Origin of the sequence: Lacihabitans sp. CS3-21 (assembly GCF_024343675.1) — a bacterium.
Lineage (GTDB): Bacteria > Bacteroidota > Bacteroidia > Cytophagales > Spirosomataceae > Leadbetterella.
Window position 1 is genome coordinate 1 of the sequence record NZ_RJUD01000020.1, and the last position, 22,250, is coordinate 22,250.

A 22,250-nucleotide genomic window follows, 5' to 3' on the forward strand; every position below is an offset into this window, starting at 1 on the left:
TACCAATTCCTTTTCAGAAAGAATTTTTTCCACAAATCGTACGGCTTTATCGGTTACTTTTAGAGAAGTACCCAGCGGTGTTTCTATGTTTATCAAAAACTGAGGTTTTTCGGATTTAGGGAAGACACTAATTCCAATTACTTTGATCAGTCCCAAACTTCCAATAAATATTAAAATGGCTACTCCGAGGGTTTTGAAGGGGTTGGCCAATGACCATGATAATATTTTTTTGTAAGATCCATCTATAGCCCTATTGAGAAACTGCAAAAACACGTTTCCATGCTCTTCCTCCTCTTTAGGCATCAAAAGGCTTGCTAAAAATGGCACGATAGTCAAAGAAACAAAAAGCGAAGCTAATACCGTAGTGATAACTGCCATGGGCAAACTTCGTATAAAATCTCCTGCAGATTCTGGCAAAAATGTCAGTGGCAAAAACGCAAATATCAGTGTAGCGGTACAGCCTAATACTGCCAAACTTATCTGTTTGGTAGCTTCAGTAGCAGCTTGTTTTCTAGAATATCCCATACGCAAATACCGGGCAATATTCTCTACTACCACGATGGAATCATCCACCAATAACCCTAAAGAAATAACCAAACCAACCACCGAAAGCTGATTAATCCCATAACCTAAAATATCTAGACCCGCCAAACCGATAGCCAAGGAAAGCGGAATAGAAATCATGACAATCAAAGCTGCTCTAAAACCTAGTGGAATGAGCGTAATTAAAACCAAAACAATAGCAATAGCAAAATCCCTACCCAATCCTAAGAGCCTTTTTGACACACTATGTGCTTGGTCGAAGCTTTTTTCAAACTTAATATGTTGAGGAAGTGTTTTCTCAAAATCTGCTAAAAGCGGAGAAAGTATTTTGTTTACATCAAAAATATTAGTGTTTTTTTTCTGGGAAGCAGTGATAAAAATTCCTCTTTTTCCATTAAGTCTAGCCAAATAGGTCTCATCTTCATAACCAAAATTCACATCAGCAACATCTTTCAAATAAGTAATTTGAGTTCCTGATGTACTTATAACGGTATTTTTTATTTCGTCAATAGATTCATAAGAACCCGATGTTTTCACATTGATTTTTCGATCCCCAATTTCAATAGCTCCGGCTGGAATGTTCATGTTTTCAGACTGAACTATTTGCATAATCCTACTCAAAGGAATCTTAAACTGTGCTAACCTATCGGTGTTGATAGCGATTCGTACAATTCGTTCAGGAGCAGCGTGTATATCCACATCCTTAATGTCTTTGATTTTCTTAATTTTTATTTTAAGATCATCTGCATAGGTTTTGAGTTCATTATAGGAAGCTGTTTCAGACAAGAATGCAGCCTGTATAATATTTACGGTTTCGGGTGTATACTTAAAAACATCCAATGCAAATAAATCTTGAGGAAGCTTGCTTCTTAAGCTGTTCAATTCACGCAAAACCTCATTATTCTTTTCGTCTTCTTTTACATTATGATTAAACTCTATGATGATAGAAGCAACACCGTCGTTTGCATAAGAAATCATTTTTTTGATGTCTGCTATGCTACTCATTTTGTCCTCTATGGGTTCCAAAATGAGTTTTTCCATGTCTTCGGGGCTAGTTCCTGGATATACTACAACGATAGAGTTGAACGTGGCTTTGAGCACTGGATCCTCTGCTTTGGGCATATTGAGTAGAGAGCTGATTCCTAGTGCAATAATCATTATAAAAATGATTATGGTAAACTGATGGTTTTTTACGGAAAAATCTGTTATTTTCATCGTTCGACTATTTATTATGGATGAAATAATTTGACTTTTTCTCCATCAGTAACAAAACCACTTCCTCGGGTAACTATCTGTTCTCCTCGGCTTAGTCCAGAAATCAACTCCACAGTTTCGTCATAAATTTTTCCAATTTTTACCGGTTTTTTGAACACTTTACTTGTTGCTGAATCAAAAACATATACAAATGCTTTTTCGGCATCAGCTTCTACTATGGACGTAATTGGCAGTACCAAACTGTTATTGCTTAAACTTGGTTGTATATTTACTTTTGCGACAAAGCCAGAGATCAATTTTTTAGCGGTGGGTAACATTTGAAGCTCCACCTCAAATGTCCCAGTTGATGGGTTAATCGTTTGAGCAATTTGGCTAACCTTCGCAGTAAAGTTCTCGTTTGGATACGCATCTAACTGAACACTTGCCTTATCTCCAATCTTGAGTTTTACGATTTCTTTGTCTGCCAAACCTACGTTTAAAGTATATGCATTGGTACCTGTTCCGAGAATTATAGCGGGGGAAAACGGCACAATTAATTCGCCTTGCTCAGATATTTTTCTTAGTATTTTTCCGGATGTTGGAGCAAATATTTTTGAAAGTTTACGGTTAAATTCTGCCGCAGTAGCAGCCTCTGTTGCTAGTTCTAAGCCACTTGTTGCATCCTGTAAATTGGTCTGAGTGGCCGCTTGATCGTCATAGAGCTTTTTTATTCTATCAAAATCACGTTTGGCTTTTTGGAGACCTATTTTAGCTTGATTTACTTGAGCGTCTATTTCTGACATATCTAGTTCCGCCAAAAGTTGTCCAGCTGAAACGGCCTGTCCTTCTGAAACATACATGCGTTTAATCATTCCACCAGTTTTAAAAGCCAATTTAAGTTCAGATTTTGAAGATAAGACTCCAGAAGAATTTATCTGTTCTGTTAGGTTTTGACTTTGAACTGTAGCAACTTCAATAGTTTGTAGTTGTGCATCTTTGGTATTGGTTTCCTGCTTTTCTTTGCTTTTACAAGAAAACACCAATCCACTGATTGTTAATGTAATAAAAAATAGTTTTTTCATTTTTTAAAATTTTTCTCTTCTAGTATTCTTTTGTCTTTTAGAAATTCAATGATTCTTTATCGTTGGTTAAAAAGCAATAGCAAATTTCAAATTATATGAGCTAAGGCTTTCATCATAACCCACTCACTTTTTTAAGGTCTGCATATTTTACCCATATATCATATTTATTTAAACTTTCGGCTAATTTGGCTAACATCAGGTCATTTTGAGCTTTTGAAACTTCCATAAAAATCGCATTACCGTTTTTGTACCTACTGCTTACCAAATCGTATATTTTTTGAGTTTTATCAATTCCTCCTTTTGCAGATGTTAGGTTGGAAATACTTACCTGCAGCTCTTTATATTTTTGTAATACTTGCAACTGCATCTGAGTTTTTACCTCTTCCTGTTTTATGTTCAAAATCTCTGTTGAAATTTTGGTTTGTTCTATTTTATGTTTTTTTTCATATCCATGAAACAAATCCCATGTAAGACCCAGTTGAGCCACCAAATATGCTTGATTAGAAAAACTATATCCGAAGCCTTGAAAACCGGTATTGGCTCCAATGAATACCTGAGGCAGTTTGGCATTTTTTTGTTGAAGATTCAATAGCGACTGATTGATTCTTTTTCCGCTATTTATTTGATCAAATTCGGGACGGTTTTCCATTGCAGACTGGGTATATTTAGGAAGGTCCGACAGCAAAGGCAAGCTAAGTATTAAGTTGGCATCTACCTCAACTGGCTCTTCTAAAGACCTGTTTATCAAAAAATTAAAATATGCCTTGGCTAAAGTGCTATTTTTTTGAGCTTCTACAATTTGCTGTTCAAGTTTCTCTTGTTCATATTCTGAAGTTAAGACCACATCTTTTAGAATCACATGGTTATCCAGTAATTTTTTATTCAGAATATTCAATTCTTGTAAAACGGACTTTGAGTTTTCATAAATTTTTATGACTTCCAACGACTGCAAATATTGATAATATGCATGCTCAATGTTGTGCTTGAGTTCATATTCTAAAAATCGCTTTTTTGCATATTCGGATTGCAATATTTCCTTTTGAACAGCTATATTATTCTTTATGTCTGGATTGAAAATCGGATATTGGATGGCAAACTTTGTGTCGTGAAAATTATTTGGTGCCAGCAGCTGATTGACATTTTCTACTTGGGGAAAATTGTTGGTCTTGGTAAGTTGATTAAGCGTAGAATACACGGGGTTGAGCAAATCTCCTATCGGGAACTCTAATCTACGACCGCCAGCTGCCAAGGAATAAGTAGGTGAAAAACTTATCTTAGGGAAGAGATTAGAATTGGCAATATCAATACTTTTTAGAACTTTTTGCAGTTCTAAATTTTCTTGCTTCAGCGAAAGATTACTTTCCAAGCCTTGGTTGATGTAAGCCTGCAAAATATTCGATTGTGCGGTCGCATTCTGGCCAACTAAAGCTAAAAACAATATTATGTGTAGTTTTTTCATACTCTTTATCGATTTGTAAGTGCTAAGTTGGAAGCCGCTTTGGCTATCAATTTGCCTTCTTCATTATAAACTTTGCACTCAGCATGGGCGATGGTTCTGCCATCTCTGATTACTTCTGATATTACTCTAAGCTTTTCTCCTAATTTTGCTGGCCTTAAGAAGTCAATGTTTAGGTTCACAGCTACATAAAATCCGGTTTTCCCCAAAAAATAAGTAGTCATACCCATCACTTCGTCAATTAACCCAGCTATGGCACCACCATGCATAATTCCTGCCGGGTTGGTTAATTCTTCTCGAACCACAAACTCTATAGTTAGGCTACCCGCACTAGCTTCAATGAATTTGCCGTTGAGCCATCTTCCAAAAGGTGATGGGCTTATGTCTTTTGCTTCTTTTCCTATCAATTCCTTGAACATGTCTAATATTTAGTTTTTTCCGATGATACCTAAATGTGTATTTTTAAATCCTGATTCATGTTTTAAGCCGTAGCCAAACATTCTGTCCATTGCAGAATGTGAAAGCAAAATAGCTCCTGCCAAACTCATTTCATTCTTTCCCAAAGCATAACCAAATATGATGCAAAGAATAGCCAAACCCTTGTGATGCACCAAGTTGTATAACCATGCACCTATTTTGGAGTTAATCAGATATCCTATCATTGACAAATCAGGAACGAGTAAAAGTGCCGGAAACCACCACCATTCATAGCTGAGCAATCCAAAAAAGAATATTCCGAAAAGGAATTCTGCTAAATCTTCAAGTTTTAATAGGGTTTTCATGTTTTAAATTTGTTTTGAACCGAGGGTATTTATTTTTTCTAAATGCTTTTTCCTGAATTCGTCAGTCGAAAATCTAATAGGGCCAATTGATGTAATTTTTACTGGTTTTATTCCACAGAATTCTAAAATCATCTTTTTCAAAGCTTTATGTGCGGGTTCGCCATAAATAAGCCAATGATACCAAGGTGGTTGATCCATGGTGGTAATTACTCTGGCAGATTTCCCAGTCAGATATTTATCCCACCAAACTGAATTTTCTCTTTTTTGAAAAGCAAAACCTGGCAGAAATGTCCTGTCGAAAAAACCTTTCAAAAGTGCGGGCATTCCGCCCCACCAAAGCGGATAAACAATGACAAGGTGATCTGCCCATTTTATTTTATCTTGAGCTACTAGAAGGTCTGGCTCCAATTCTGTACGTTTTCTGTATCCAAAATTTAAATTTGGATTAAAACTTATCTCACTCACTACAATTTCTTGCACTTCAGCACCTTCACTTATGGCTCCCATTTTATACGCATTTCCCAATGCCCTACAATAACTCTCTTCGTCAGGATGGCCTTGTATGATAAGTATTTTTTTCATTATATATAAATTGCAATCAAGAGTGATACGGCTACAAAAGCACAAATCGGCGTAAAATATTTAGTGTCGTTGATGGCAAATTCAGTATTTTTTATTTTCTTAAAAAAACCAACATACTTAAAATCTCCTAAAGCCCTAATTGCAAATACTGCAACTAAAATGAGTAATAGACTTGATAAATACTGACCGATAATATCAAAATTAAACCAACCTGCAGCCTGAGCAAATATTAAACTTATTAGAAGAAAGGGAATGGCTACAGCAAAAGTGGCTATTGGTGAAGGGGTAAATACCCGTTTCTGAGAATTAATTTGCGGCAAAACTGCATTTGCTCCCCATTTGCCTCCAAATACCCAATAAAAATGTATTGTAGCAACAAAAAAGAGAATTAAAGCATTTACACCAAAAAGAATTTGATTGATATTCATGGTATTATAATTTTCTGAGTGACTCAATCATAACTTCCAATGCTCTCTGCAATCTCGGGATACGCTCTTCTTCTGGAAACATCGACATGCGTTTGCGGAGGTGTAAACTCGCAAAACCATGTACATTGGCCCAAATCATCATCGCCAAATCATCTGAATTTTGCCCTTTAAAATATCCTTTGGTTTTACAAGAATCAATCAGAGCAATAAGCAAATTCAATGCTGTGTGACCATCTTCCCAAACATCGCATCGGCATTCCAAAGCTTCTATCGGAGCGGTCATCAAAAACATCAATTCATAAAGTTCTGGATTTTCTATCGCAAACTTCAAATACTCATGACCCATAGCAATCAGCTGTTCAAAAGGATCACTAATGGGTGCTACGACCATAAACTTTGCTATCAAACCTTGAAAGGCCTCTTGATGTAATGCAAACAAAAGCTCGTTTTTGTCCTTAAAATACAGATAAATTGTGCCTGGACTGTATTCTATTTCCTCGGCAATATTTCGGATAGAAGTTTTCTCAAAACCATGATCTAGAAAAAGCTTTTTTGCAGCTTCTAATATCTTGGTTTTCATTTCTTCTTTCTCTCTTTCTTTTCTATCTGCTACGCCCATTATTATTAAACAATTGTTTTTTACTTAACACTACAAACTAAATGAACACTGTTTAGTATTCCAAATTATTTCTAAAAAAATTATTAAAAGGTAGAAAAACGGCATAAATGGTATTTAGCTTTGTAGCTACAAAAACGTGCCAAAATGTTATTTAGCCTCTCACTATTTATTAAGGCCTTGCTTTTTTTCCAAACCTTAAGCTCCGATGTTGTGGGCATAATGGACGGAGATACTATAGAATTAAGGATGGTTTCGAATGACCCAAGAGCCAGAGCAAGAACTGGCAAAAACCTAAGAATAAGGCTTGCACATGTTGATTGTCCTGAGCGTGGAATGCCATTTTATCAAAACGCTAAGCGGTTTACGTCAGAAAAATGTTACCGAAAAACTGTGAAGATAATCCACAGCAACCAATTTGATAGATATGGGCGATTGGTAGGAGAAGTAATATTGCTGGATGGTACGAATCTTAACCAAGAACTAGTAAAAGCTGGAATGGCAATTCATTATAAAAAATATTCGAGTTCTGGTGTATATTCAAATTTAGAAATAAAAGCTAGGTTAAAAAAAGTTGGCATTTGGTCAGACTAACATTTACTTTCTTACAAAAAGCAAATACTCATTATTGTTAGAACCTAAAATAAGTTCATCGTAACCGTGTCCATTGTAATTAATAGAAAGGACAAAATTGTTTGCCTCCATAAACATCCATTGGAATTTAGAATCCGCTTCGGTTTCATAGGGCTTATTCAGTATTTGAAGATTTAAGTTTTCAAAAGTTCCAGAAATTTGGTCATTTTCAGAATTTTCAATACTTGTAATATACTCTCCCTTTCCTATCAATAGATTGATTTTTGCTGTATAAGATTTATCATCATTAAATGTGAGCCGATATAGACTTTTCTCATAGTCAAAATCTGAACACACATAACAGGTATAATCAGTGGTATGATTAAAAGTACCCACATAACGCCATTCCCCAGCCATGCCTTTTTCTGCATTGACCTCCTGTTTATCGCATTGAAAGACTCCAAAAATCAAGAAAGTAAGCAGTATTTTGTACATTGTTTAAGTAGAATAGATATTCATTGAATCAATATTTCCAAAACGAAAAACTTCAAAATTTTGGTATGCCAACTTTCAATTTTGAAATATTTTGACAAAGCGATAGAAAAAATTCAAATTTTACGAAATATTCCTATTCATGGCTTTAGGTAGGCAATCACACAATACTTAGAGTTATGTTTCTTGCAAAAGACTATAAATGGGAAGAATACATAAAAACCTTAGAATTTCAAAAAAATATTAAAACCACCTTTTTGTTAAAAATATTGATTTTGATTACTTAAGGCCTTTTAAAACATCCATCAAATCTTGTGGATTTTTGCCAAAATAGTCATTGAGGAAGTAAATCATACCCGCCAAAAGAAGACCAAAAGCCAAAAGAACCAACACTTGTATATCAGTTATTTTTTGAATCTCTTGCCTGTCTTTTAGTTCGCAAACTTCCCCAGGGCAATACTGCACTTTGCCTTTATTGAACAATCCATAAACTTTACAACCTATACAAATGCCAAAAGCCACCTCAAAAAACATCAAAATCATACAAATCAGGCAAGAAATACCGTTGGCTGGCCCGTATGCATTAAAGATTATCATATGAATAAACATAGCAGTGGAAAGCGTGAGACCAATCATCCAGGCAAACTTCTTTTGTGCAGCTCCAACATATTGCGGGGTTTGGTTTCTAACCATAAATCGGGCAATGATTAGCGAAGGTGAATATTTTGGATTTATGAAAACCCTTATGGACATGTCAAGCATAAATACCGTTATGAAGTATTTAATCAGCAAAAAATTTGCCTCAAACATGATTAGCATAAAAGATATCAACATAAAGAGGAACAAAATACCTGCGGCTCCTCTGATTTCTCTCTCATTTAATACAGGAATATTGTACCCATCAACTGACTCACCGAATTGTTTCATAATAGCTTTATATTTATCTTCAAAAAAAGCTAATTATCCATAACTTAATTGTAGATTTTATACTAATGGTTGATTTTCTATTTGAAAATATGAAACCAAACTCAAAGTAAAACTATTGATTATCTAAAGCTCCAAAAACCAAGTTCTCTAAAAACAATTCAAGAACTTTTGGATCTTTATGATCGGCAAAATCGCATAATCTAGGCAAATGATGCATAAAAAAATACTGCAAATGAGACGCTTCAACCAAAGTGCTTGCGAGTGAATTTGAAAATTTATATTCGGGATTATACTCTTTGAAAACAGATGCTATCAATTCACAAAGCTCCTTGTATGGAACAAACACCTGATTTTTATTCAAATTATCTACCTCTTTAGACAAAAAAGTTTTGCTTCCATCTGTAATAGCTATGTAATAAAGTGCCTTTTGATCTATATCAGTAGAGTAGGTTACAGAGTTGTCCTCCCAAACCAAAAGATCTATAATTGTCCTAATTTTATCCGCTGGACTTTTCAAATTATTGATATTGAACAATACCTGGTACCTAATAAACGCCCAATAATAATCTATCAAATAGATAAGGAGCTTATGTTTGTTTTCAAAATACCTATAGACTGTGGCTTCTGTGGTTGGGATTTCCAAAGCCAGTTTCTTGAAATTAAACTGCTCATAACCAATCTCAGAAATCAGCTTTATTGATTTTCGAATTATATTTTTCCCTATTTCGGTTCCGTCAGGATCGCGAAGGAATAGCGAATTGTTAAGTTTAATTTTAAATTCTATTTGCATTTCATATCTTTATAAAACAAAAGTAAATAGTAATTATCACACAAACAAAAGTATTATAATTTTTTATGATAGTATTACTATTGTTTTAAAAAGTGTTTGTATATTTGCAAAAAAAATATTTTTTAATGGAACAAAAATATTCATCAACCATCCGATCTGCCACAAGTCGAATTTTAGATTTACTAAAGCTCGATAAAGAAGATATTAGCTCTATTTACATGTTCTCTATTTTTGCGGGAATTCTATCCTTATCATTGCCCTTGGGTATTCAAGCCATCATTGGGTTTGTTATGGCGGGCAGTTTATCTACCTCAATAATTGTACTTATTGGATTGGTTTTGGTGGGAACCTTCTTGACGGGGCTTTTACAAGTGCGTACATTGGAAATGATAGAGAAAATAGAACAAAAATTGTTTGTTAGATATTCGCTTGAATATGGAAATAGATTACCTAAACTCAATATTGAGAAGCTAGACAGTTATTATCTTCCAGAGTTAGTAAATCGATTCTTTGACATTAGTACTTTACAGAAAAGTCTTCAAAAGTTATTAGTAGAAGTACCAGCAGCACTAATTCAGGTCATTCTTGGTATTGCCTTGTTGTCATTTTATCATCCACTTTTTATAGCCTTCGGTTTAATTCTATTTATAACGGTGGCACTTATTCTACAATATACATCACAAAAAGGCTTCGCAACCTCTATCGAAACCAGTGACAATAAATATAAGATAGCTGGTTGGCTTGAAGAAATGGCTCGTAGTATTAAATCTTTTAAATACTCAAAAAAATCGACCTTAAACATAGACAATACAGATAAATTAGTATCGAAATATCTAAATTCTCGAACGAGGCATTTTAAAATTCTTCAGTTACAATATTGGAGTCTAATAGGTTTCAAGCTTCTAATAACTGGGTCTATGCTTGTGATAGGCGTTTGGTTACTTATTAATCAGCAAATAAACATCGGTCAATTTATTGCTGCAGACATTGTAATTATAGCGATAATGGGTTCTATCGAAAAGTTAATAGGGGTATTAGACCAAATATATGAAGCACTAACTGCCGTTGAAAAACTAAATAAAGTGGCCGAAGCAGAAGTAGAAACCTCAGGGAAAGAAAAACTTAATGAAAAATCAGAAGGTGTTTCAATAAATTTTGAAAAAGTGAATTTTTCATATGAAGTTAACAATGAAATACTCAAGAATTTAACTTTTGATATTAAGTCAGGTCAGTGGGTACTTATAAATGGTAAATCAGGAACTGGAAAATCCTCAGTTTTAAGACTTCTTACTGGAGCGTTCAAAAATTTCTCAGGTAACATAACATTGGACGGTTTGCCTATAAGAAATTATAATAGTGACTCTATAAGAGCTCAAACTGGAATTCTTTTAGGACAACAAGATATATTTCTTGGAACTTTAGAAGAAAACCTTACAATGGGAATTTTATCCATAGGAACGAATGATATTCTTAAAATTGCAAAACTGACAGGCTTAGATACTTTTATTTCAAACTCTGAAAAGGGATTAGAAACTCGTATAGACCCAATAGGAAAAAGGTTGCCTTCCGAAATAAGGCATGCCATACTTTTGACCCGTTCATTGCTAGGCAAATCTCGATTATTTTTATTTGAAGAGCCTTTTAAATATCTCAGCGAACAACAAATGATTAATACTATTAATTATATAAAAGAAACATCAGCAACAGTATTATTAACCTCAGAATCAATGGCTTGTGAAAACCACTGCGACGTAATTTTGAAATTGGAAAACGGAAAAATCGATAGTGCAAGATGAATACATATTTAAATACAGACCTCGAAAATATTGATAAAGACAGCAATGTGAAGTCGTTTTCTAAAATTTATCAAATAAATAAGAAATCGTCTCTGCGAAAGTGGTTTATTGCAATTATAATCATTACCATTTTAATATTAATTTTACCTTGGACCCAAAATATCAGGTCAAATGGTAACATTACCACATTGAAACAGGAGGATAGAGCACAAGAAGTTAATACAATAATTCCAGGAAAAGTAGTAAAGTGGTTTGTGAAAGAAGGCGATTTTGTAAATAAAGGAGATACTATACTACAATTGGGGGAGGTCAAAGTAGAGTATTTTGACCCGATTCTTTTACAAAGAACTCAAAATCAAATAGATGCCAAAAATCAAAGTATTGTCGCATATGAAGGAAAAGCTTCCACTTCAGTAACACAAACTGAAGTCTTGAGAAATGCCATGGAACTTAAACTCAACTCTATTGACAACAAAATTGGTCAACAACGCCTTAAAATAACTAGTGACAGTGCCGACTTAGCCGCGGCCAACAACGCTTTAGAAGCCTACTCCAGACAAATATCCGCCGCTAAAGTAATGTTGGACAGTGGTGTAATCTCGCTTACAGAATTCGAAAAAAGAAGAGTCACCTATCAAGATGCAATAGCCAAAACAACCAGTAATGGTAATAAACTGAATCAATCTAGGCAGGAGTTACTCAACCTCAGAATAGAAAGAAATGGAGCAGTTCAAGAATATCTTGACAAAATAGCCAAAGCGGAAGGAGACCGATTCGGAAGTATTTCTGCCGCAGCAAGCACCGAGGCAGAAGTCATAAAGCTAGAAAACACCTTGGCAAATTATGATGCCAGGCAACAATTGTTTTTCATAACTGCCCCACAAAGCGGACAAATAACCAAAGCCATGAAAGCCGGTATTGGAGAAATGCTTAAAGAAGGCGATATGATAGTAGAAATAGTACCACAAAACACCAAATTAGCGGTAGAAATGTATGTAAGTCCCTTAGATTTACCTCTCATAAACAAAGGCCAAAAAGTAACATTTATATTTGATGGTTTTCCGGCAATTGTCTTTAGCGGCTGGCCACAAACTAGTTATGGTACATTTTCGGGTATAATTACTGCGGTAGAAACTTCGGTAAGTTCTAACGGCATGTTTAGGGTTTTGGTTGCAGAAGATAAAAACGATAGGCCATGGCCTAAAAATCTGAGGCTTGGTGGTGGATCAAAAGGCATAGCCCTACTTAAAGACGTTCCGATATTCTATGAACTTTGGCGTAACATAAATGGCTTTCCGCCAGAATTTTATGTGCCTGAAACCAAAGCCACTACCACAAAAAAATAAAAAGAACATGAGAATTGTGATTGTACTTTTGATAATTTTTATATCAAAAAACACCTCAGCACAAAAAGTTTTGAAACTGGATGATTTTTTGGAGCTCATTTCAAAGAATCATCCCATAGCAAAGCAAGCTCAAATTAGAGTGGACATGTCTGCCGCTGCGTTTTTTGCCGCCAAAGGGGTGTTTGATCCCGTTTTGACAAATGAAACAGCAAAAAAAACCTTAGACGGCAAAATCTATTATAACTACCAAGATACAGAATTGAAAGTCTATACCCCCATAGGCCTCACCGCCAAAACTGGTATAGAAAATAGTAATGGCATGTTCTCTTCCAATGAACGAACCATCGGAAACCTTGGATATATTGGTTTAGAAATGCCTGTCCTCAAAGGACTTTTGATAGATTACCAAAGAGCAATCCTTAAACAGTCCGCTATTTATCAAAAACAATCAGAGGAAGAAAAGCGACAAATGCTAAACGATTTATATTTGGATGCCATACAAGATTATTGGCAGTGGACGGCCTCCTACCAAAACATGGACCTGCTAATACAAAACCTCGGAAATGCTAAAAATAGACTAAATTTATTACGAATTGCATTTCAAAATGGTGATAAATCCATGAACGACACCTTGGAAGCTTACACACAAGTTCAGAACATAGAGTTACTCTACCAAGAGGCTCAAATGGAGGCTCAAACCTCAGCCATCAGTCTTGCAAAATATCTTTGGAATAGCAACGACAGCCCCTACTTTCTAGAATCTGGCACAATTCCCGATATTGTGGCTTTTGGTTTGGTTTCCATAGAAGACAGAACTGAAGAACTCATCAGTTTAGCCAAAAACCAACATCCAGAACTCGGAGTTTATAGGTTTAAGATGGATGCATTAGCTGTAGAGCGAACGCTAAAAAGACAATCTTTGTTGCCTACCGCTAATTTAAAAATGAATATCCTAAGCAAAAACTATTATAATTTTGAATCGGCATATTCACCTTTTCTCAATAATAATTACAAATTTGGTTTTGATTTCAAAATGCCCTTATTCCTCAGAGAAGCTCGGGGCGATTACCAAAAAACTTTGCTGAAAATATCCGAAACTAACTCCATAATTAGCAACAAAACTTGGGAAATTGAGAACAAAATAAGATCTTATGGTGTAGAACAAAATGCTTTAAAAAGCCAACTAAATACCTCTCAGAGTATGATAATTAATTATCGAAACCTACTTAAAAATGAAGAATTTAAGCTCCAACAAGGCGAAAGTACGCTTTTTTTGATAAATTCCAGAGAGAATAAATGGATTGAAAGCTTACTAAAAAATCAGTCTTTAAAACTAAAATATTTAAAATCTGCCTACAAGCAACTTTGGGCGGCAGGTGTTTTGGTGAAATAATTTCTAGAAAGTCATTCTTTAGTGCCCTTCAAAGCCAAAAATCGCTGAAAACAATTGGCAACAGCTACGGTAGTATAGGCTTCGGACTTCCAAAAAAGAATATTACGAAGCAAAGTGCCTCCCGAAAAATACACACCTGCTTCCCAGTAAATTTGGTCGTTTTTTACTTTTTTTTGACTTATAATAAAGTTAATAGCTTTTTGCATGACTGTTTCAGACACCGCCAAACCTTTGGATTTACAATCTATCATCGCAGAAAGGGCATTGGTTGTACTTTGTACTCGGTCAAAATGATTGATAAAACTTTGACTTTGAAAACTCCCATCTGCGTTTTGTTTCTCCTCAATATCCTTTAAAATTATTTCAGATGAAACCCTCAGTTCATCTACTCCACTCGCAAAGGCTTTCGCCACTGTGAAATGAATGTGAAATTGATTGGGATAATACACCGAGTTATTGTACCAAAACTTCTTTCTAAGCCGATTTTCTATCAATTTTATAGCATCTAAATGGCCTTTGCTATTTTGCAATTGTCTTGTTTTGGCCAAATATGCCAGCACATTGGCATTCACCACCACATCCACATCATTTGCCCCAAAAGGCACCCATGGCTCATACGCTTCCGGTCGAGCTGAACTTCCAGGCACAAAAATCATCAGGGTATTGATTGCAGTTTTTAACACATTCCAGTTATTATATTCATATTCAGGATATAGCCACGTCATATATGCACCTGAGTTGCCATCTCTGTGAAAAAGCACGTTAAACCAGTTTCTGTTTTTTCTTTCAATATCCAAAAACGCATCGAATCTTTTACAGGAAGCCAGCTCATTTTTTGAATCAAAAATATTATTATTGTAAAGAGATGCTAAGTTTCCCAGTGAAGTATCATCGGCATCTTTAGGCACATTTCCTGTATTGTGAATAAACCTTGAGCGTAAATTAAAATTAGTAGGTCTATGCACCAACGGCTGAGGATGTGGTTCGTTAAATAATTTTAGCTTTCTTGTTGGTGGCAGTTTCTTCCAAAAATTATACAAATTATCCTCATTATAACTCCTAATATCATCATATGCGAGTTTTAAAGTAGGCAAAAGATCCTTTCTGTTGGTATCAAGTAGATAAATTTCTGCGAGAGCATTGTGTATGGCAGAAACCGTAAAACAATTGGAATCTTGTGCTTTTTGTTTCCTACCGATAAAAAAATAAGGTGTTGTTAAGTGCATTTCCACAGGCCACTCGCCAGCGTAATATTTGGCAAAAACCGTTTCTTTTATCTGAGTACTTTTGATAAATTGAAGGGCTGAATCAATCTGTGATTTTAGTAAATATTCATCTGTTTTTTGTGAATAAAGCGAAAAAAAATTAAACAAAAATGCAGAAAAAAGAACTAAAAAAGGTGTGGCTTTCTTTATCTTCATACCCTGACCTTCAGTTAATTACTTTGAATACTCTCCTCTAAGTTTTTTCAAAGCGTGGTTAGAAAACACAAACTCATCCAACTCTTTCACACTTGATGTCATTATCGTAGTGCTATCGCCTTCCCAAATTTTCTTCCCTTTATATAGGAACATAATATTGTCACCAATAGACAATACAGAATTCATGTCATGTGTAATTACTACGGTGGTTATATTAAAATCATCAGTAATTTCTTTAATCAATTCATCTATTTTAATAGATGTAAGAGGGTCTAAACCACTATTCGGTTCATCACAAAACAAATATTTAGGATTCATCACGATTGCTCGGGCAATTCCTACGCGTTTTTTCATTCCACCAGATATTTCCGAAGGCATTCTCGGGCCTGTTCCGTCCAAACCTACTTTATGAAGGCAGAACTCCACCCTGTCATTTTTTTCACCTTCCGACATTTTGGTAAGCATGTCCAATGGAAACTTGATGTTTTGGTGTACCGTTTTTGAATCAAACAATGCCCCTCCTTGAAAAAGAACACCCATTTCTCTTCTAAGGTCTTTTCTGTCATTTTCGCTTATGTGCAAAAACTCCCTACCATCAAAAAACACATCGCCACTTTCAGGTTCCACCAAATCAAGCATACACTTTAAAAGCACACTCTTTCCGGTTCCGCTGGCTCCAATTACTAAACTTGTCTCTCCTTTTTTGAAGATTCCAGAAACATTTTCTAAAACGACTTTTCCATTAAAAGCCTTGCTTATATTTTTTATTTCTATCATGTCAACAACTCTGCTAAAAGATAATCGGCAATCAAAATCGCTATACAACTGTTGGTTACTGCCGCTGTTGAAGCCTTCCCAACTTCCAAAGCTCCGCCTCTGGTGTGATATCCTTTATAGGCAGAAATAGTCGCTATCAAAAAACCAAAAACGGCTGACTTTATAATCGGAATAGTGAGGTTATAAGGTATAAACGAAAACCTGATTCCGTATATATATTGCTCAGGTGTTAAAATACCTGTGAGTGTGCCAGCCAAATATCCACCAAATATGCCTAAAAATCCAGAAAAAATAGCCAAAATAGGAAATGTAAATACCGCCGCTAATAGTTTAGGAAGTACCAAATATGAAGCAGAGTTGATGCCCATTACTTCAAGTGCATCTATTTGCTCTGTTATTCTCATAGTCCCAAGCTCGCCAGCAATATTAGATCCTACTTTACCTGCTAAAACCACGCACATAAATGTAGATGAAAGTTCTAATAAGGTCATATCTCTAACAATATTGCCAACGATATACAGCGGAATAACCGGACTCACCAAGTTTGCAAATATCTGCACACAGGTTACAGCACCTATAAACAAGGCCACAATTGCAATAATTAGCACGGAGTCAATTCCAATAGTTATGCATTCGTCCAAAAAACGATACCAATAAACTTTTGCCGACTCCCTCCTTGTAAAAAGCTCATTGAGAAAAATAAAGAATTTTCCTAGCAGTTTTAGCATATACACTATGATAAAAGATGAAACACAAAGGTAATCAAACACGAATTAATTCAAGTCTAATCAAATTGAATTTTATTTAAACCTCTTCAAGCGTTAATTTTGAAAAAAATTCTAAGAAAATGAAAAAATTAGCTGTGGTTAGTGGGGCAAGCAAAGGAATTGGTAAAGCGGTGGTAGAAAAATTAGCTTCCGAAGGGTTTGACGTTGCAGTTTGTTCAAGATCAATCTCAAATCTAGAGGCTTTAAAAATCGAATTTGAATCAAAATACACCTCAAATATTCATATTTTTGTCGCTGACGTTTCCAAAAAAGATGAAATTCAAAATTTTGGAAAATTTATTCTTGGATTGAATTTGCCCGTGCATGTTTTGGTAAACAATGCAGGTTTGTTTTTACCTGGAAAAATCCTTGAAGAAGCCGAAGACACCTTAGAAACGCTCATAAACACCAATGTCTACAGTGCTTATTATTTATCTAGAATTCTTGTTCCAGTGATGGAAACTTTGGATTCTGCCCATGTTTTCAACATTTGTTCCATAGCTAGTTTGATGGCCTATCCGCAAAGCGGCTCTTATTCCATTTCAAAATTTGCCTTGCTGGGTTTTAGTAAAAGTCTCCGTCAGGAATTATTAAATACGAACGTAAAAGTGACTTCTATAATGCCGGGGGCTACCTTAACTGACAGTTGGGCAGGCGTAGATTTACCAGCTGAAAGATTTATGGAATCAAAAGACGTGGCAGATATAATTTGGGCTAGTTACAATTTATCCAAATCAGCTGTCGTTGAAGAAATCGTGTTGCGTCCATTAAAAGGTGATATCTGAGATTTAGAAAATGGCCATATTGGGTTAAAAATTCAAACTCAGTCTGATTTTTCACTAAATTGCAACGTTTTACAAAACACATTGAAAATATATATGGAATTATTACAAGAAGTAGCAAACATCTCTGGCAAACCAGGTCTTTACAGAATCGTCAAGCCAGGGAGAGCAGGAGTGATTGTAGAGTCATTGGATCAACTTCACAAAAGAGAAATGATCAATGCAAACGCCAAAGTATCCGTTTTGAAAGAAATCTCGGTTTATACAGAAGACGTAAACAAAGCCACTCCATTAGGAGAAATTTTTCTAACCATCCGCAAAGATTTTGGTTTAAAAATAGAACTTGACACAAAAACAGCATCAAATAAAGATATTTTTGACTTTTTCGCTAAAGTGATGCCCGATTTTGACAGAGAACGTGTTTATCCCACAGATGTCAAGAAAATTATAACCTGGTATAATATTCTTTCTGAAAATCTACCAGAACTTTTCGAAGAAAAAATAGAAGAAGAAACAAAATAACATAAACGACCCAAACATAAATTTGGGTCTTTTTTTTAATATGTCATCTCATCATATCGTAAGAGAAAAACAAGAACCTGCCCTTATCATTGCCAATGGCGAAGCTTGTAGCGAAGACCTTTTAGGTCAGCTACTTGAATGGAGTCCTTTCGTTTTGGTATTAGACGGAGCCATAGATAGAGTGCTGAGTAGAGGCATTAAAATTGATGTACTTTTTGGCGATTTTGATCATCTGAATTTTGACCTTGACGACTTGAGATCGAGTCAGTTTCCTATTGAAATAATTCATGCACCAGATCAAGAAAAAACCGACCTTGAAAAAGCGATAGAATTCTTAATTGAGCGTGATTTTCCTGCGGCCAACATTGTGTGGGCGACAGGCAAAAGAGCCGACCACACAATGGTAAATATAGCCAATTTACCCAAGTATTCTAGTCACATTAAACTAAAAATGATAGATGACCATTCTTGTATTTTTCCAATATTACCCTTTCCAAATATTTTCATAAAATGGTACAAAAAAGGCAGCACAATTTCATTAATGCCTATAGGAGAAGCCACTGGAATAACTACTAAAAATCTCAAATATTCGTTGTATAGCGAAACCTTGAAACTGGGTCATAGAAATGGGAGTAGCAATGAGGCCATAGAAGATGGGGAAGTGCACATCAGTTATCAAACAGGGGATATGTTGATAATGGAATGTAAGGATTAATAATGAACGATTTAAATGTGGATAAGTATGAGCATAAATATGCAATATAATCTGGAAATTTAAAATTATCTTTTAAAAATGTCAGATATTTATTATTCGGTATTGTTCTGTTTACATCCCAATTTTTCTGTGGAAAACTTTTAATATAGTACTATTTGTAGATGCTTTTTTTACAATGAATTGATAATTAGACACAACTCAAATCTCGAATTCGGAAGTATTTTAATAATTTATTTTTCCAAAAAAAATTTGTCTTTTTTTTATTTTATTTTTTCTTTACTTTTGGAATTGAGTTTTTAGAGAACCCTTTAGTTTGAGAATTTTATATTACACCTTTTACTCCTAGAATTAACATGTACGTAATTAAGAGAGATGGACGACGCGAATCCGTGAAGTTTGATAAAGTCACAGCTCGTATCGAAAGACTTTGTTATGGATTAGATCCTAATTTTATTCAACCTGTTGAGGTTGCCATGAAAGTAGTTTCAGGTATTTATGACGGTGTTACGACATCCGAACTAGACAACTTGGCGGCTGAAACCTCAGCTTCTATGACTACCAAGCATCCTGATTATGCAACATTGGCTGCAAGAATAGCCATTTCAAATTTGCATAAAAACACCTTGAAGTCATTTTCAGGCACCATGAAAATGATGTATCAGTATGTTGACCCCAAAACAGGCGAAAATGCATCTCTGATTTCTAAAGACACTTGGAAAGTAATCCAAGCAAATGCGGCACTCTTGGATTCATCAATAATCTATGATCGTGATTTTGGATATGATTACTTCGGGTACAAAACACTTGAGAAATCTTATTTGATGAAACTCAATGGTAAGATTGTTGAGCGTCCACAACACATGCTCATGAGAGTATCTGTGGGTATTCACGGAGAAGACATAGAAAAAGCAGTTGAAACGTACAATCTTTTATCAGAAAGATGGTTTACCCATGCCACTCCTACCCTTTTCAATGCAGGTACACCAAAACCACAATTATCGTCGTGTTTTCTTTTAACCATGAAAGACGATAGTATTGATGGCATATACGATACTTTAAAGCAAACGGCCAAAATATCTCAGTCAGCGGGCGGAATTGGTCTTTCAATTCACAACATCAGAGCCACAGGAAGTTATATCAAAGGCACCAATGGTACTTCTAACGGTATCATACCGATGCTACGTGTTTTCAACGACACGGCTAGATATGTCGATCAAGGTGGTGGCAAAAGAAAAGGTTCTTTCGCCATTTATTTAGAGCCTTGGCATGCTGATATTTTCGACTTCTTGGATTTGAAAAGAAACCACGGAAAAGAAGAAAATCGTGCAAGAGACTTATTCTTTGCTCTTTGGATTCCTGATTTATTCATGAAAAAAGTAGAAGCCAATGCTGATTGGAGTCTATTCTGTCCGCATGAATGCCCTGGCATGTCTGACTGCTATGGAGATGATTTTGAGAGACTTTATGAAAAATATGTTTCTGAAGGAAAAGCTAGAAGAACTGTCTCGGCTCAAGAACTCTGGTTCCAAATCTTAGAATCACAGGTAGAAACAGGTACGCCATATATTTTATTCAAAGATTCGGCCAATAAAAAGTCAAATCAAAAGAACCTTGGTACTATCAAGTCTTCTAACTTGTGTACTGAGATCATAGAATATACAGCTCCAGACGAGGTGGCTGTTTGTAATTTGGCCTCAATAGCTCTGCCGAAATTTGTGAACAATGTTGACAATAACGAAACGGTAAGTTTTGATTTCAAAAAGCTTTACGACATTACCAAGGTTATAACGCGTAACCTCAACAAAATTATTGACGTAAATTATTACCCGGTTCCTGAAGCAGAAAAAAGCAACAAGCGTCATAGACCAATCGGTATTGGTATTCAAGGACTTGCTGATGCATTTATACTGATGAAAATGCCTTTCGATAGCGAGCCTGCTCAAAAACTAAATAAAGACATCTTCGAAACCATCTACTATGCTTCTATGGAGGCATCTATGGAGTTGGCCATGGAAGAAGGTGCTTATGAAACTTGGGCTGGATCACCAATCTCTAAAGGAGAATTCCAGTTTGATATGTGGGGAGTTACTCCTGATTCAGGCCTTTGGGATTGGGAAGATCTAAGAGGCAAAGTTATCAAAAACGGCGTTAGAAACTCATTGCTATTGGCTCCAATGCCAACTGCTTCCACTAGTCAAATACTTGGCAACAATGAGTGCTTTGAGCCTTATACCTCAAACATTTATACCAGAAGAGTTCTTTCAGGAGAATTTGTGGTTGTAAACAAGCACTTATTAAGAGATTTGGTGAAAATCGGCATGTGGAATGATTCGATGAAAAATAAGCTTATAGCAGCCAATGGATCGGTTCAAAATATTGCTGAAATTCCAACTCATTTAAAAGAACTATACAAAACAGCTTGGGAAATAAAACAAAAGACATTGATAGATATGTCTGCTGACAGAGGTGCATTTATTTGTCAAAGCCAGTCGTTGAATATTTTCATGTTGGATCCTAACTTTGCCAAACTTACATCTATGCACTTCTATTCATGGAAAGCAGGACTCAAGACAGGTATGTACTACCTACGTACTAAAGCTGCCGTGGATGCCGTTAAGTTTACTGTAGACAGACAAGCAATTGCTGAAACTACACCAGTAACTGAGATGTTTGAAGAAAAACCGCTCAACTATGAAGCTTATGCCAAAGAAAACGAGGCCAAAGCCAAAGAAGCTGCCGCAAGCTTCCAATTAAGCGAAGAAGAACTTAAATATGCAGCAATGCAGTGCTCACTAGACAACCCAGAAGGTTGCGAAATGTGCGGTTCTTAAGGATTCCGACTTACAGATTTGCTATTCTAAAAATAAATACCGCCGCAAGGCGGTTTTTTATTTAAGCAGATAGTGGCTGGCATAGTTTTAGATGTTCGCCGTTAAAACTGATGATTTTTCTAAGTTTACCAAAGCTAGATAAAAATTGAATTTTAAATGAGACTAAATATTAAATTAACGCTGAGCCTTAGTTCTTTGGCACTTAATCCCCGTTCTGCGAAGGCTGGTACTTCGTAGGTGTGAAAAGCGGGTCGTACCCGCAGAAAAAGTAAAATGTCAGTATTAGGATTTCTAAAATTCCAATAAAAATAATATCCGCTCTGTGAAGGCTGTGCCTTAGTATGTGCGTAAGGCGTTCTGATAGCTAGCAGTATTACAGGCTCTGCGAAGGCTGTGCCTTAGTATGTGCGTAAGGCGTTCTGATAGCTAGCAGGA

The 22,250-nt window shown here is 35.6% G+C and carries 22 protein-coding genes; 8 read left to right on the forward strand and 14 right to left on the reverse strand.

Annotation, left to right across the window (positions count from 1 at the left end):
* From EGI24_RS12205 to EGI24_RS12240, 8 genes are all read right to left on the reverse strand, one after another.
* Positions 1-1,758 (reverse strand): efflux RND transporter permease subunit (locus tag EGI24_RS12205; protein WP_255048699.1); only part of this gene is annotated, 1,758 nt, incomplete at its 3' end.
* 14 nt (positions 1,759-1,772) lie between these two features.
* Positions 1,773-2,819, reverse strand: coding sequence for an efflux RND transporter periplasmic adaptor subunit (locus tag EGI24_RS12210; protein WP_255048700.1), 1,047 nt, complete (start codon positions 2,817-2,819; stop codon positions 1,773-1,775).
* A gap of 112 nt (positions 2,820-2,931) precedes the next feature.
* Positions 2,932-4,278 (reverse strand): TolC family protein, encoded by a 1,347-nt coding sequence (locus EGI24_RS12215; RefSeq protein ID WP_255048701.1) that lies wholly within the window; start codon positions 4,276-4,278, stop codon positions 2,932-2,934.
* A gap of 5 nt (positions 4,279-4,283) precedes the next feature.
* Entirely contained in the window at positions 4,284-4,694 is a 411-nt protein-coding gene (locus EGI24_RS12220) for a PaaI family thioesterase (protein WP_255048702.1), read from the reverse strand.
* Between the two features lie 9 nt (positions 4,695-4,703).
* Positions 4,704-5,057 (reverse strand): DUF4260 domain-containing protein, encoded by a 354-nt coding sequence (locus EGI24_RS12225; RefSeq protein ID WP_255048703.1) that lies wholly within the window; start codon positions 5,055-5,057, stop codon positions 4,704-4,706.
* Between the two features lie 3 nt (positions 5,058-5,060).
* A complete protein-coding gene (locus tag EGI24_RS12230; RefSeq protein WP_255048704.1) occupies positions 5,061-5,639 on the reverse strand; it encodes an NAD(P)H-dependent oxidoreductase in 579 nt (192 codons plus the stop codon).
* Positions 5,639-6,067, reverse strand: a complete 429-nt coding sequence (locus EGI24_RS12235) for a DUF3995 domain-containing protein (RefSeq protein ID WP_255048705.1) — start codon at positions 6,065-6,067, stop codon at positions 5,639-5,641. The genes EGI24_RS12230 and EGI24_RS12235 overlap by 1 nt, the downstream gene beginning before the upstream one ends.
* A 4-nt stretch (positions 6,068-6,071) precedes the next feature.
* A complete protein-coding gene (locus tag EGI24_RS12240; protein WP_255048706.1) occupies positions 6,072-6,686 on the reverse strand; it encodes a TetR/AcrR family transcriptional regulator in 615 nt (204 codons plus the stop codon).
* A gap of 144 nt (positions 6,687-6,830) precedes the next feature.
* On the opposite strand from EGI24_RS12240, the gene EGI24_RS12245 reads away from it, so the two are divergent.
* Complete coding sequence (locus EGI24_RS12245; RefSeq protein ID WP_255048707.1) at positions 6,831-7,277, forward strand: thermonuclease family protein; 447 nt, start codon at positions 6,831-6,833, stop codon at positions 7,275-7,277.
* Positions 7,278-7,280: 3 nt separating this feature from the next.
* On the opposite strand, the gene EGI24_RS12250 is transcribed toward EGI24_RS12245, so the two are convergent.
* From EGI24_RS12250 to EGI24_RS12260, 3 genes are all read right to left on the reverse strand, one after another.
* On the reverse strand, positions 7,281-7,751 hold the full coding sequence (locus EGI24_RS12250; RefSeq protein ID WP_255048708.1) for a hypothetical protein: 471 nt from the start codon (positions 7,749-7,751) through the stop codon (positions 7,281-7,283).
* A gap of 276 nt (positions 7,752-8,027) precedes the next feature.
* Positions 8,028-8,675 carry a DUF4395 domain-containing protein gene (locus EGI24_RS12255; protein WP_255048709.1) on the reverse strand — a complete coding sequence of 216 codons (648 nt, stop codon included), beginning with the start codon at positions 8,673-8,675 and terminating at the stop codon, positions 8,028-8,030.
* A 112-nt stretch (positions 8,676-8,787) separates the two neighbouring features.
* Positions 8,788-9,465: a TetR/AcrR family transcriptional regulator gene (locus EGI24_RS12260; RefSeq protein ID WP_255048710.1), complete on the reverse strand. Its 678-nt coding sequence runs from the start codon at positions 9,463-9,465 to the stop codon at positions 8,788-8,790.
* 125 nt (positions 9,466-9,590) lie between these two features.
* Here EGI24_RS12260 and EGI24_RS12265 point away from each other — a divergent pair, with 125 nt between their 5' ends.
* The 3 genes from EGI24_RS12265 to EGI24_RS12275 are packed head-to-tail and all read left to right on the forward strand — an operon-like array spanning position 9,591 to position 14,000.
* Positions 9,591-11,261 carry a peptidase domain-containing ABC transporter gene (locus tag EGI24_RS12265; RefSeq protein ID WP_255048711.1) on the forward strand — a complete coding sequence of 557 codons (1,671 nt, stop codon included), beginning with the start codon at positions 9,591-9,593 and terminating at the stop codon, positions 11,259-11,261.
* Positions 11,258-12,607: an HlyD family secretion protein gene (locus tag EGI24_RS12270; protein ID WP_255048712.1), complete on the forward strand. Its 1,350-nt coding sequence runs from the start codon at positions 11,258-11,260 to the stop codon at positions 12,605-12,607. Before EGI24_RS12265 ends, EGI24_RS12270 begins: the two co-directional genes overlap by 4 nt.
* Positions 12,608-12,614: 7 nt before the next feature.
* Positions 12,615-14,000 (forward strand): TolC family protein, encoded by a 1,386-nt coding sequence (locus tag EGI24_RS12275; RefSeq protein WP_255048713.1) that lies wholly within the window; start codon positions 12,615-12,617, stop codon positions 13,998-14,000.
* A gap of 11 nt (positions 14,001-14,011) precedes the next feature.
* Here EGI24_RS12275 and EGI24_RS12280 read toward each other — a convergent pair whose 3' ends face one another.
* Genes EGI24_RS12280 through EGI24_RS12290 form a run of 3 tightly spaced genes read right to left on the reverse strand, consistent with a single transcriptional unit; the run spans position 14,012 to position 16,926 of the window.
* Positions 14,012-15,421: a hypothetical protein gene (locus tag EGI24_RS12280; RefSeq protein ID WP_255048714.1), complete on the reverse strand. Its 1,410-nt coding sequence runs from the start codon at positions 15,419-15,421 to the stop codon at positions 14,012-14,014.
* Between the two features lie 18 nt (positions 15,422-15,439).
* Positions 15,440-16,198, reverse strand: a complete 759-nt coding sequence (locus tag EGI24_RS12285) for an ABC transporter ATP-binding protein (protein ID WP_255048715.1) — start codon at positions 16,196-16,198, stop codon at positions 15,440-15,442.
* Complete coding sequence (locus EGI24_RS12290; RefSeq protein WP_255048716.1) at positions 16,195-16,926, reverse strand: ABC transporter permease; 732 nt, start codon at positions 16,924-16,926, stop codon at positions 16,195-16,197. The genes EGI24_RS12285 and EGI24_RS12290 overlap by 4 nt, the downstream gene beginning before the upstream one ends.
* 119 nt (positions 16,927-17,045) lie before the next feature.
* Between EGI24_RS12290 and EGI24_RS12295 the strand changes: the two genes are divergently transcribed.
* The 4 genes from EGI24_RS12295 to EGI24_RS12310 all read left to right on the forward strand — a co-directional run bounded on the left by EGI24_RS12295 (position 17,046) and on the right by EGI24_RS12310 (position 21,815).
* Positions 17,046-17,750: an SDR family oxidoreductase gene (locus EGI24_RS12295; RefSeq protein ID WP_255048717.1), complete on the forward strand. Its 705-nt coding sequence runs from the start codon at positions 17,046-17,048 to the stop codon at positions 17,748-17,750.
* A 93-nt stretch (positions 17,751-17,843) separates the two neighbouring features.
* A complete protein-coding gene (locus EGI24_RS12300; protein WP_255048718.1) occupies positions 17,844-18,269 on the forward strand; it encodes a DUF5606 domain-containing protein in 426 nt (141 codons plus the stop codon).
* Between the two features lie 40 nt (positions 18,270-18,309).
* Positions 18,310-18,984 (forward strand): thiamine diphosphokinase, encoded by a 675-nt coding sequence (locus tag EGI24_RS12305; protein ID WP_255048719.1) that lies wholly within the window; start codon positions 18,310-18,312, stop codon positions 18,982-18,984.
* A gap of 353 nt (positions 18,985-19,337) precedes the next feature.
* Positions 19,338-21,815, forward strand: coding sequence for a ribonucleoside-diphosphate reductase subunit alpha (locus tag EGI24_RS12310; RefSeq protein ID WP_255048720.1), 2,478 nt, complete (start codon positions 19,338-19,340; stop codon positions 21,813-21,815).
* Positions 21,816-22,250: the final 435 nt, after the last annotated feature.